9 protein-coding genes and 1 pseudogene are annotated in these 11,775 nt (G+C 43.4%); 6 read left to right on the top strand and 4 right to left on the bottom strand.

Going from position 1 to position 11,775, the window contains the following annotated elements; all coding sequences use genetic code 11:
• Positions 1-221: 221 nt before the first annotated feature.
• Complete coding sequence (locus tag F6K18_RS16120) at positions 222-1,235, bottom strand: AraC family transcriptional regulator (RefSeq protein ID WP_287522180.1); 1,014 nt, start codon at positions 1,233-1,235, stop codon at positions 222-224.
• Positions 1,236-2,745: 1,510 nt separating this feature from the next.
• Here F6K18_RS16120 and F6K18_RS16115 point away from each other — a divergent pair.
• The gene (locus tag F6K18_RS16115; RefSeq protein WP_287522179.1) at positions 2,746-3,069 is read left to right on the top strand and encodes a sulfatase-like hydrolase/transferase; all 324 of its coding nucleotides are present in this window, start codon (positions 2,746-2,748) and stop codon (positions 3,067-3,069) included.
• A gap of 19 nt (positions 3,070-3,088) precedes the next feature.
• Here the strand turns inward: F6K18_RS16115 and F6K18_RS16110 are convergent, their stop codons facing one another.
• Entirely contained in the window at positions 3,089-4,234 is a 1,146-nt protein-coding gene (locus F6K18_RS16110; RefSeq protein ID WP_287522178.1) for an RNA-guided endonuclease TnpB family protein, read from the bottom strand.
• A gap of 77 nt (positions 4,235-4,311) precedes the next feature.
• On the opposite strand from F6K18_RS16110, the pseudogene F6K18_RS16105 reads away from it, so the two are divergent.
• Positions 4,312-5,679 (top strand): annotated as a pseudogene (locus tag F6K18_RS16105) (arylsulfatase); the annotation flags it as partial.
• On the opposite strand, the gene F6K18_RS16100 reads toward F6K18_RS16105, so the two are convergent.
• Both F6K18_RS16100 and F6K18_RS16095 read right to left on the bottom strand, forming a co-directional pair.
• Entirely contained in the window at positions 5,672-5,806 is a 135-nt protein-coding gene (locus F6K18_RS16100) for a hypothetical protein (protein ID WP_287522176.1), read from the bottom strand. The pseudogene F6K18_RS16105 and the gene F6K18_RS16100 sit on opposite strands and share 8 nt — an antisense overlap.
• Positions 5,807-5,860: 54 nt before the next feature.
• Entirely contained in the window at positions 5,861-6,046 is a 186-nt protein-coding gene (locus tag F6K18_RS16095; protein ID WP_287522175.1) for a hypothetical protein, read from the bottom strand.
• A 27-nt stretch (positions 6,047-6,073) separates the two neighbouring features.
• On the opposite strand from F6K18_RS16095, the gene F6K18_RS16090 reads away from it, so the two are divergent.
• The 4 genes from F6K18_RS16090 (at position 6,074) to F6K18_RS16075 (ending at position 11,339) form a co-directional block, all read left to right on the top strand.
• Positions 6,074-6,565: a GNAT family N-acetyltransferase gene (locus F6K18_RS16090; RefSeq protein ID WP_287522174.1), complete on the top strand. Its 492-nt coding sequence runs from the start codon at positions 6,074-6,076 to the stop codon at positions 6,563-6,565.
• A gap of 339 nt (positions 6,566-6,904) precedes the next feature.
• Positions 6,905-8,191 (top strand): diaminobutyrate--2-oxoglutarate transaminase, encoded by a 1,287-nt coding sequence (gene ectB, locus F6K18_RS16085; RefSeq protein WP_287522173.1) that lies wholly within the window; start codon positions 6,905-6,907, stop codon positions 8,189-8,191.
• 3 nt (positions 8,192-8,194) lie between these two features.
• Positions 8,195-8,593: an ectoine synthase gene (locus F6K18_RS16080; RefSeq protein ID WP_287522172.1), complete on the top strand. Its 399-nt coding sequence runs from the start codon at positions 8,195-8,197 to the stop codon at positions 8,591-8,593.
• A gap of 223 nt (positions 8,594-8,816) precedes the next feature.
• Entirely contained in the window at positions 8,817-11,339 is a 2,523-nt protein-coding gene (locus tag F6K18_RS16075) for an arylsulfatase (RefSeq protein ID WP_287522171.1), read from the top strand.
• The last annotated feature ends 436 nt before the right edge of the window (positions 11,340-11,775 follow it).

Genomic DNA, 11,775 nt, shown 5'->3' with positions numbered 1-11,775 from the left:
AAATTGTGAAGCTTGGGGACCTAGATTCTACCTTTTTCCCCTATTCTATATTCTCGATCTCCTGAGGAGGTCCTCCTGAGGAGGTCCTCCTATGCCACTTTGCAAAGATACGCTCAGGGCTTCTATAGGAAATTATTTAACATTCCTGACTCAGTCCTCCTGACTCCTACCTTCAAAAGATTTTATACTCATGCTACCGGATTTAATATCAGTAATGTAAGCTAACTTTTGTAGTGTTTTGCTAAAGTCTCTGAAGGCAACTCCCCAAACATGGTTTTGTAATCTCTAGTAAAATGACATGGACTGTAGAACCCAAATTGACTAGCGAGGGTAGCTATAGTGCAATTTTCTGCTTCCCTTGCCTTCAGGTGTTCTCGCACTGCATTAAGTCGTAGTATCTTGAGATAGCGCATCGGACTTATGCCAAATAAGTCCTGAAAACCATACAATAAGGCAGAACTGCTAGATCCTAAATTTTGAGCTAGTTGTTTTAAAGTCAGAGGTTTTTCCAAGTGTGCTAACATCTGTTGCTCCGCTTGGGCAATCAACTTTTCTCTTCGGGAAGGTTTGACGAAGCACTTAGAATTTAACTTAATGGGAATCTTACTAATCAACAAAGGAACGAAATCATCGGTAACGAGTTTTTCAATGTGGGGTTTTTGTAACCAAGTAGGTTTCTGTACTGCTAACCAAAAAAGTTGTTTTAGATAATCTTTAATTTCTTTCATCCCAGTTGGTAGCAAATTCACATGATTTTTACTCAGGAAACTATCATCGAGATCGTAGCGTTGTAGTTGTTCTGCATAAGCATGAAAAGTTTTCTTAGGAATTAGAACGTTTATCATCGCTCCACCTTTAGGAACTATTAGGTCTGCTCCCATTCCATTGAAACCAAAAATAGTTCTTTGAGGATCGATAAACCTACGGTGGGAGTACAACCCCTCATCATTCTCAACACAGGATATCCCAAAACCTAGGTGTTCCTTCAAACCTTCACCGAAAGCTTGAATCCCTTGATTCACTTGACGAAAAAGGAAATATATATCACCAACCTGAATTGACAAAAACTCAGCTTGAAGATCACCACAAGTTAGTTGTGTAATTTCCCGCCTGCGAAGGCTCAAAAAATCATTGAAATTATCCACATCTGTAAAGGATTTCGAGAGAATCTTCTGATTACCTGTTTTAGGAGTACCTTTAGTAGTTTGGTTAGTTTTACTATTGTTTATATCCATCGACAAACTTTCTGTTTACATAAGCATTTATAAAAAATAATCGGCGTTGCTGAATTGAAGTATGAATGTGCGATTGTTTGGTTCTGGTAAAGCCCCCGCGCATCCCCCGTTCAACAAAAAGCGCAGCAACATCTGGCTTCCCATCGTTGAAAAGCGAAGCATCCTCTGGCTTCCCCCTTTCTAAGGGGGACGGGAGGGGGATTTCCAAGGGGGACGGGAGGGGGATCAAGGGGGACTTTTAGAGTTTTATTCCCCCCAATTTTGGCTTGCTCGGGGGGCAAAATCATACCCAGAATCAGCAACGCCAAATAATCAAACCAACTATTCATAAGTATAAGTTATATTATATCTAAATTAGTTATTTAATTTCTATACTTTAAAAAGTTGGGATTTTTGATTATTCAAACATCTAGACTACCACTAAACTAATCTTTAAGTCTTTGGATTACTCTGTTGTCCTACGCAGTGGGTATAGCAAAAGGCAGAAAGCAGAGGACAGAAGGCAGAAGGAAAAATCTGGCTTTATCTGGGTTTTAGACTTTTGATGTGTCCTAACCTTTGCTTCGACTGCTATATGACTTGAGACTTAGAAACACCTTGTCAGCATCAAAACTATGCAGGAAAGCGAGTCAAGCGCGGTTTGTTCAGAAGTTCAACTGGCAAGGTGATTAATGCCGATATTAATGGCAGTATTCAGATAATTAGAAAGAAATTCCCAGGGGCTTTTACTGCCGTTTGCGTAGCATTCCGGAGGATGGGAATAGTGAGCTGTGCCGTACAGCCAGTATTGGTTAATCCAATATTAAGAATTTAACTGTCACGATTTTCTACAGTTTTATTCGTACGGTGTTCAATTCAGTCAAAGTGATAGGGTTCTGAGGAAGCAAATAAGACTCTATCCCGACTGACAGATACTGCTGTCTCGGACTCGCGAGTTGGCATTCTCAATTGAGTTTTGAGTTTCGCCTGGAAATATAGTCAGGCGATCGCTCTATCAACTTCAAAGATGTTCTGCTTTTTTCAATTCAAACAACAAACCTAAAAAAATAACGGGAGGAAGTTAGCCAGGCGGATTTATCCCCTGGTTGAATAACGACACGCGGGTTTTAACCCGGAGTAAAAGCCTGGCATACTAGAAATAGCAAGTAAGAACAAGGTTTGTCGCCATTACCTTTAGCTAGTGCGGTGAAATTCCGGCGGACAGGAGACGGGGACTTGATTTCCTACGACGGCTGAAAGCAAGCAGGCAGCTAAAGCAGCGATTTATTGCTCCAACATCTTGAGTAAAACCACTCGTGAAAGCTAATCAAAAAGTAAACTCACAGCTAGATTTTGGTCTATGCCGAGGAGTTTAGGAGTCTGTTGACAGGCTTAAGCAAATGTGGATTTATGAGGGGCTGCGTGCGGAAGTAAATTCCGCACATTTTTACGCCCCGTCTCATTTGCGGTAGATTTACTACAGAATCCAGGGTGTTTCAACCCCTGGAGATGTCAAAATTAGATTTTATCTATGGGATTTAAAACCATTATGAACTGGATCTTACGACGTTTTATTTTGGCAGTCATGGCTTTGGCCATCATGACCTTGCCTCCTTTTGTCCCCAATGCTCTGGCATTGGGGACCTTGCCTCCTTTTGTCCCCAATCCTCTGCCCAAGACCGAAGCGCCTCAGCCTAATATCATTGTGATTTTGGCAGATGACCTGGGTTATGCCGATCTAGGCTATCAAGGCAGCAAGATCAAGACACCGAATATCGACAAGCTTGCGAATGAAGGTGTGAAGTTGGAATCATACTACGGTTTGCCGTTCTTAGAAACCTATGATAATCTATAGAAATCTATGATTATCTGTTCTATTTTTGCTTCATTCTGGCAACGTCTGCGTTATCCAGTCCACAAACTGTCACGGTCGAACTGACCGCCATAGCTAGATTTAAACTAGCATTCAAATCTCGATCGCAACTAAAATTGCAGTGTTCGCAATTGAAAACGCGCTCTGATAAAGACAGAGACTCTTTAACAGTTCCACACCTACTGCAAGTTTTAGAACTAGGAAACCATCTATCAACAATGATTAACTCAGAACCATATAACTCACACTTGTACTCTAACTGTCTACGAAACTCATAGAACCCCATATCAGCAACAGCCTTGGCTAGCTTGTGATTTGACATCATACCTGATACATTTAAGTCTTCTATTACTATTTGGCTGTGGTTTTTAGCCAAATAAGTAGTTAGTTTATGCAATGTATCTTTCCTGATATTGGCTACCTTTGTGTGTAGTCTAGCTATTTTTAGCTGTGCTTTTTTCCAGTTATTGGAAAATTTGGTTTTATGTCTGTTTAGGTATTGCTCTCGTGAGAGTTTAGCTTCTAACTTTTTGTAGGATTTAGCACCAACAAAAACCTCACCAGTGGATAAGGTAGCTAGAGATTTTACACCTAAATCTACACCAACTACATCTATTGATTTCTCAGTAATTTGAGTTTCTGTTTCTATCTTGAAGCTAACAAACCATCTATTAACTTTTTTAGTTATAGTTACAGATTTAGGAGTAACATTATCTGGCAAGATTTCATAAGTTTTAATCCATCCAATTCTCGGTAATTTTATGCGATCAAAACCTACTGATATTGATCCATCTAGAGTGAAACTATCATCCCTACCTTTTTTCTTGAATTTAGGCATTCCCGACACTTTGGTAAAGCAGCGTTTCCAGGCTGATGATAAATATCTCAAAGCATATTGAGGTGCTGTTTTAGAAACCTCGTAATACCAGAAGTTTTTCGGTTTAACCATTGCTACTAAAAGTTTATGCAGGTCAATTGCAGTAGGAAATTTAAGTTTACTATCAGGATTATTTGAATTGTGATTCAATATGTTTTTGGTCAGCCACAATCCCCAGTTCCAGGCATGACGGGCTACACCAGCGTGTTTAGCCAGTAAGGTTTTTTGCACTTTTGTGGGATGTAGTTCAGTTTTGAATCCAAGTAGCATAAAATCAAATACAGATAATCATAGATTATACTAGATAATCATAGATTATGTCAAGCTGTTAATTACCCCTATGCACTCAAGCACGAGCAGCACTGTTGACAGGGCGTCACCCCATGCGCTACGGCTTGCAGACTAATGTTATCTTCCCCGGACACGACTACGGATTGCCTCTGGATGAGGTGACTTTAGCTGAAGCTCTTAAAGGAGCTGGTTACGAAACGGCAATGGTCGGCAAATGGCACCTCGGCCACGCCGAGCGGTATTATTGGCCTAATAATCGTGGCTTTGACCACTTCTATGGCAACGTTGTAGGTGAGGTAGATTATAATACCAAGGAGCGTGCAGGTGTAGTTGACTGGCAGCGCAACGGTGAAAAGTTAGACATTGTAGCACCCGAAGATGGCTACTACACCGATTTGATTGGGGACGAAGCTGTCAAGCTAATCAAGCAACACGACGAGTCTAAACCGTTTTTCCTCTATTTCTCTTCCCTCGCCCCCCACACTCCATTGCAAGCCCCCGATGAAGATGTCGAATATTATGAGGCTGATGATCTGTTTCCGGGTGATGAGAATCTGGATATGCGCACCTACGCAGCGATGATCACCAGTCTCGACAAGCAGGTTGGTTATATGCTGGATGCTCTCGAAGAGGAAGGTATGCGAGAGAACACGCTGATCTACTTCTCTACCGACAACGGTGGCATTAAGCAAACAAAATTCTCCGCACCAGGTGGCGGCGACCATGCAGAGGAACCGCCAGCTTCTAACGCGCCTTTCCGTGGTGGTAAGATGACCCTTTACGAGGGCGGAGTCCGTGTACCTGCTATAGTAAACTGGCCAGCAGCCCAATTCCAGAAAAAAAAGGTGAACGAACCTCTACATCATGTAGATATCATGCCTACTCTACTGGCTCTTGCCGGTGTTGAGGGCAGTCCCGGTCATCCTTTTGACGGGAAAAACGCATGGGCGACCATTGCGGAAGGGGCTCTCTCACCCCATGAGGACATTTTGATCAATGTCGAGGCATATCGCGGGGCTATTCGCAAAGGCAATTGGAAGCTGATCAAGTACGCAACTCTTCCTGGTAAGACCGAGCTATTCGATCTATCTCAGGACAAGAAGGAGCAGAACAATGTTGCTTGGCAGCATCCAGATATCGTGGAATATCTCGAAGCGCGGCTTGTTGCCTACGCAAAAGAGCAGAAATTCAGCGAGTGGCTCAAAACCCAGCCTTATTTCCTGGATTTTGAGGCTCAGGGGCAAACCAATTTCGATGACGATTATTGGGAGGTAGAGGATGACACCCCAATAGACCAAATACCTGTATTGCCATGGCCGGACAAACCCACACCCTTGCCTGCCCAACCTATTGAAAATGTGGCTCAAGAAGATTTTTGGGACACAATCATTCAGCAGGTTGAGAAACGTTATTCAACTAAGTAGATGAAGTAAATCTACGATTATTGGGAGCTAGAGGATGACGATGACACCCTAATAGACCAAATACCACTATTGCCGGATAACTACTAGATATTGCTCGTTCGGCGTAACACTTGACGCTACCTCTCAAAATTATTTACCTGAGTCTAACAACTAACTTTTGAGGTTTTTTTCAGGCATAGATTTAAACAGGATAGCGATTAGGTGAATCTCCCGGCTCACTGTAGCCGGGATTTGAAAGCAATACTCTGCGAAAAAGGCTAATACTTGGCAAGGAATTTTCCCTTTTTTCAACACCAAGCGCTTCGCGCTGGTATATATACAAATACTGAAATGCAGCGTCAACAGCTTGGCGAATATTAATTAACATAAAATCATACTTGGGGAAAAACTTGGCATGACTATTACAATCAGAAATTGTCAAGAACGCGATGTTGACGCGATTCGTCAATTTATCCATACGATCGAGAATCTTGATTACCATACTCCATTTAGTTACTGGGTGTTATTCAAGTATTTTGCAGGTCTTTGCTTCATTTTGGAAAAAGATGGAGAAATTATTGGTTTCATTTCAGGAATCATTGACGAGGGAGGGAAAATATTTTACGTTTGGCAGTTGGCGATCGCTCCTGCTTACCGAGGTCAAAATTTAGGTGGATTCCTCTTTGAACAAGCTATAAAAGTCGCTATAGATAAGGAATGTCATGTTCTTCATGTTTCTATTGCTCCAGACAATTACCAGAGTTTTAGTGCTATTTCAAAAGCCGTTGATAAAAATGGTTTAGAAATTAAAAAAGTAGGACAAGTTGATTTTTGTGATTCTCTATCCAACTATCATCAATGGGAAAATTTATACGAAGTGAAGTTAGCTTCTGAGTTATTCATGTAGTTTTTGGGGGAAGAAGTTAACCAGTCTATACAGCGATACTTAAATTCACAAGGTATCTCGGTTGTCAAGATAGCTAGCTTTAATATGGATTGTATAGAACAGATTATCTCTAACCAAAGTTATGAACAATCTTTTTTCATTAAATTATTAGAAAAGTTTAAAAATGAAAATTATTTTATATCAAATCCGGATAATTAATATACCCAAGTCATTGCGACGGTCACTGCGTGGAAGGAAGCAATCTCCGCGCATCCATGAGATTGCTTCCTATCGTCGCAATGACGACTGTTCAACCGGATTTTATATTACCCATTGCCCTATCTACAAGTGAATAAAATCATGAAAATTTTTAATCGATTGGAATCGAATGTAAGAAGCTACTGCCGTTCATTTCCTACAGTGTTCGAGAAAGCACAGGGGTCTATTCTCGAAGATCAAGAAGGGATTAAGTACATCGATTTTTTTAGCGGAGCAGGCACATTAAATTACGGTCATAATAATCCAAAACTAAAAGAACGACTATTGGATTATATAAACAGAGATGGGATTGTCCACAGTCTCGATATGATGAGTGGAGCCAAACAGAAATTTCTTGAAACCTTTGAATCTATAATTCTCAAACCCAGACAATTAAAATATAAAGTGCAGTTTCCTGGACCAACAGGAACCAATGCTGTCGAGGCTGCTTTGAAAATTGTCCGTAACACAACAGGAAGGAAAAATATTATTGCTTTTTCCGGAGGTTTTCACGGGGTAACTCTTGGTTCTTTGGCGGCAACAGCCAATGCCTACTATCGGGAAGCTTCCGGAATTCTTACAACCGGGGTGAATTTTATGCCCTACGACGGATACCTTGGCTCTCAAGTTAATACAGCAGAATACTTGGATCAGGTTCTTTCCGATACAAGCAGTGGCGTAAATCTTCCAGCGGCGGTGATCGTGGAAACAGTTCAGGGGGAAGGGGGAGTCAATGTAGCAAGCTTTGCCTGGTTGCAAGCTTTAGAAAAAGTATGTAGGAAGCATAATGTCTTCTTAATTATTGATGACATTCAAGTAGGATGTGGCAGAACTGGTTCATTCTTTAGTTTTGAAGAAGCGGGAATTTCTCCTGACATCGTTCTTCTCTCCAAATCCTTAAGTGGTTATGGACTTCCCTTTTCACTGGTACTCATACGACCGGAATTAGATCAGTGGAAACCAGGACAACACAACGGAACTTTTCGAGGTAATAATTTAGCCTTTGTTACTGCTAAAGAAGCCATAGAAATCTATTGGCAAGATACTCATTTTTCTGATTCTGTCAGAGACAAAGGAACAATATTGCATACCGGCTTAAAAAACATAGTAAAAAATAACTGGGAAGATATTTTTTCTGTAAGGGGACGAGGGATGATCCAAGCCTTGGATTGTCAAGATGGTGACCTAGCCCGTAAAATAATGCAAAAAGCCTTTGAAAAAGGGTTAGTAATCGAAACTGCTGGTAGACAAGGACAGGTGATTAAGTGTCTCTCAGCGTTAACAATTTCCGAACGGGAATTAGCGTTGGGACTCAATATTCTCGAAGATAGCATCAACGAAATCATGCATGGTAAATATTCTAGAAAATCAATCATTTTAGGAGCATAAATTATGATCGTTCGTACTCTTAATCAATGTGAACAGACAGAGAGACGTGTTGTGAGCGAAACTTGGGAAAGTACTCGCTTGCTGTTGAAAGCAGACGGTATGGGATTCTCCTTTCATATCACTACTATCTACCCAAATACGGAAACCCGCATGTGGTATCGCAATCATTGGGAAGCTGTGTTTTGTTTAGAGGGTGAAGGAGAAGTGGAATCTCTTGAGGATGGCAGCATATATCCTATTACTTCTGGGACTCTTTATGCTTTAAATCAGCATGATCAGCATATTCTACGAGCTAAAACTACAATGCGCTTCGCTTGTGTTTTTAATCCGCCATTGTATGGGAAAGAAAAGCATGATGCAGAAGGTACTTATCCTCTTGAAGCTCAGGAAATTGATGCCTAAATTTTAATCAAAAAGTAGGCTGCCAACTTAAGACGGGACAAAAACTTAACAGTAGGCAGGGTAAAAATTTATTGAGTATAGCTCTCTTGATGTCACTGATGAAACCCATTGGTTGATGAACTATTGCGTCTTTAATTCAGCCAAGGCTGTAGGGTTCCGATCAAGCGATCGGTACTCTAGAGCTCATCCCAAGGCTAGATAGTGTTTTGGGATGCAGCCTGAGATGCGTGTTAACCCCTTTTATGAGGTTTTATCTATGTTTTTTCACGGTCTTTTGCACCGAATTTTGAAAGGAGTAGTGGCGGTAGCGATCGCCACCTCCCTCCTATTGGGAAGTATTACTCCCCCTGTCTTGGCACAAACTGCCGATGGTACCTCTCTCCCCTTCCCTCCCGTACCTTCCGCGAGTACCGCCAATGAGACCCTACAAGACTCCGAGATGATCCGACGGGAAGAACCAAAGTATCTCCCCGACGATGCTCCAAATATCCTGATTATCCTTCTCGATGATGTGGGCTTCGGGGAAGCTGAAGCCTTTGGAGGGGAAATTCACGCCCCCACCATTCAACGCCTGTGGAATGAAGGAATTGCCTACAATACCTTTCACACCACTGCTGTCTGCTCGCCGACTCGTGCCGCCTTGTTGACTGGACGCAACCACCACAATGCACACACCGGCACTATTACCGAACGGGCACTAGATTGGGATGGTTATATGGGCACCATTCCCAAAACAACAGCAACACTGCCAGAAGTATTGCGGGAATATGGTTACAAAACCGCAGCCTTTGGGAAATGGCACAACACCCCCGCCAATGAAACCAGCAAAATGGGACCCTTTGATCGCTGGCCTACTGGTCATGGCTTTGACTATTTCTATGGCTTTCTTGCCGGAGAAACCTCCCAATACGAGCCGCGCTTGTTTGAAAATACCAATGCGATCGAACCTCCCCACGAGCTTCCTAATGGAGAGCCTTACCATTTAAGTGAAGATCTGGCAAATCAAGCGATTACATGGCTGCGCAACCACCGATCATATAGCCCCGACAAGCCCTTCTTTATGTACTGGACTCCCGGTGCCGCCCACGGTCCCCATCACATCTTCGACGAGGCAACCGTGAAATATAAGGGTCAGTTTGACGATGGCTGGGATGCCTTGCGCGCCCGCACCTTTGAGCGCCAGAAAGGTTTCGAGTGGCTTCCCTTAGCAGCCGATGCCGTCGATACCCCTCGACCGGAGGGGATGGAGGCTTGGACTGAAATTCCCGACGACGAACGGGATTTCCAAACCCGTTTAATGGAGCTTTACGCTGCCTTTGTCGAGGATGTAGATACCCAAGCGGGCAAGATCGTTACAGAACTTGATGAGGAAGGCATTCGAGACAACACCCTGATCTTTTACATTTGGGGCGACAACGGTGGCAGTGCTGGAGGCATAAATGGCACCATCAGCGAATTGCTGGGCCAGAACCAGATTCCCAATACCGTAGCAGAACAAATGCTAGCCCTCGAAACGCAATTTGGCACCGAAGAAGATCCCTCGGGTCTGTCTGCTTTGGGAACTTCAAAAACGGACAATATGCACAATGCCGCTTGGTCTTGGGCTGGCGATGCACCATTCCGCTATACTAAGCTGCTTGCTTCTCACTTTGGCGGTACTCGCAATCCTCTCGTGATATCTTGGCCTGCTAAGATTAGCCACGACCCCAATACCGCCAACGTCCGTTCCCAGTTCCATCACGTCAACGACATCGCCCCCACCATTTACGATATCTTGGACATTACTCCACCAGAGGAGTTCTATGGCTTTATCCAAGATCCGATTGATGGTGTCAGTATGGAATACACCTTCGACGATCCGGATGCTCCCGACCAAAAAACGATCCAGTATTTTGATAACTTTGGAAGTCGTGGTATCTATTTCGATGGCTGGTTTGCCTCCGCGTTTGGTCCTCTGAGTCCTTGGGAAACTGCCTCTAGCGAAGATTTAGCAAATTGGGATTCTCGCGAAGATGTGTGGGAATTATACGATCTGACGACGGACTTCACACAACAGAACGACCTTGCAGCCGAAGAGCCAGAAATTCTGGAGATAATGAAGCAACTATTTTTAGAAGAAGCAGAAGCAAATAAGGTCTTTCCCATTGGCGGCGGTCTCTGGACTCGCATTAATCCCGAAGATCGGGTCGCAACTCCTTATACGAGTTGGACTTTTGATACTAGCACAACTCGGATGCCGGAATTTACCGCACCCGGTCTTGGTCGCGAAAGCAATACGGTGACGATCGATGTCGATCTCAATGGCAACGATAATGGGGTTATCTATGCCCTCGGCGGTTCCGGTGGCGGCTTGACCTTTTTCATGGAGGACGGAAAGCTGAAGTACGAATACAACATGATGTTGTTGGATCGCTACAAGGCTGAATCCGCAGTGATCCCTTCCGGTAACCACACCATTGAAGTGAAAACTACCTTCACTAGCCTGGAACCCCTTGCTCCAGCGAATGTGGTGATTAAGGTTGATGGAACTGAAGTTGCTAGTACCACGGTTGAGCGCACGGTGCCTGGAGCTTTTACCGCCAGTGAGACCTTTGATGTTGGCATGGATTTGGGTTCTTCTGTTTCCTTGGATTATGCCGATAACGCGCCCTTCTCCTTCAATGGCATTATTAACACGGTGAAAGTGGAACTGGCAAATTCACAAGAAGCTCACTTTTTACCTGAATTACCAGGTTTATTAGACTAGAAGTTCCTAGAAGAGTATTGATAGTCGATGAACTGTTAAGACTGTAGGGTTCCGAACAAGCGATCGGGACTCTACAGGCTATCCCAAGGCCAGATTGTGTTTTGGGATGCGGCCGGGTGAACGAAATTTACAGTGGCTCTTAATAAACACTCTTGCTGGAGGCTCCGAGGCAGGAGGCTCCGAGGCAAGGGAGGAGGTAGGAGGCGAGGGAGGAGGATTTGACAAAAGTTTCTTCACTCATTACTCATTACTCAAAAAAGCTCTCCCACACCTTTTGAGAGTTCACCCGATGCGGCCTGAGATTGTGTTAACCCCTTTTACGAGGTTTTATCTATGTTTTTTAACGGTTTTTTGCACCGAACTTTGAGAGGCGTCGTGGCGTTTGTGATCGCCACATCTCTCCTATTCGGGAGTATCACTCCCCCAGTCTTAGCGC

Source organism: Okeania sp. SIO2C2 (assembly GCF_010692625.1).
Taxonomy (GTDB): Bacteria; Cyanobacteriota; Cyanobacteriia; order Cyanobacteriales; family Microcoleaceae; genus Okeania; species Okeania hirsuta.
This window is presented reverse-complemented; position numbering and strand designations above follow the sequence as displayed.

Bases quoted from the DNA above. Each gene is read 5' to 3' on its own strand.
- F6K18_RS16120 (WP_287522180.1), bottom strand. From the start codon at position 1,235: ATGGATATAAACAATAGTAAAACTAACCAAACTACTAAAGGTACTCCT.
- F6K18_RS16115 (WP_287522179.1), top strand. From the start codon at position 2,746: ATGGGATTTAAAACCATTATGAACTGGATCTTACGACGTTTTATTTTG.
- F6K18_RS16110 (WP_287522178.1), bottom strand. From the start codon at position 4,234: ATGCTACTTGGATTCAAAACTGAACTACATCCCACAAAAGTGCAAAAA.
- F6K18_RS16095 (WP_287522175.1), bottom strand. From the start codon at position 6,046: ATGTTAATTAATATTCGCCAAGCTGTTGACGCTGCATTTCAGTATTTG.
- F6K18_RS16090 (WP_287522174.1), top strand. From the start codon at position 6,074: ATGACTATTACAATCAGAAATTGTCAAGAACGCGATGTTGACGCGATT.
- ectB (WP_287522173.1), top strand. From the start codon at position 6,905: ATGAAAATTTTTAATCGATTGGAATCGAATGTAAGAAGCTACTGCCGT.
- F6K18_RS16080 (WP_287522172.1), top strand. From the start codon at position 8,195: ATGATCGTTCGTACTCTTAATCAATGTGAACAGACAGAGAGACGTGTT.
- F6K18_RS16075 (WP_287522171.1), top strand. From the start codon at position 8,817: ATGCGTGTTAACCCCTTTTATGAGGTTTTATCTATGTTTTTTCACGGT.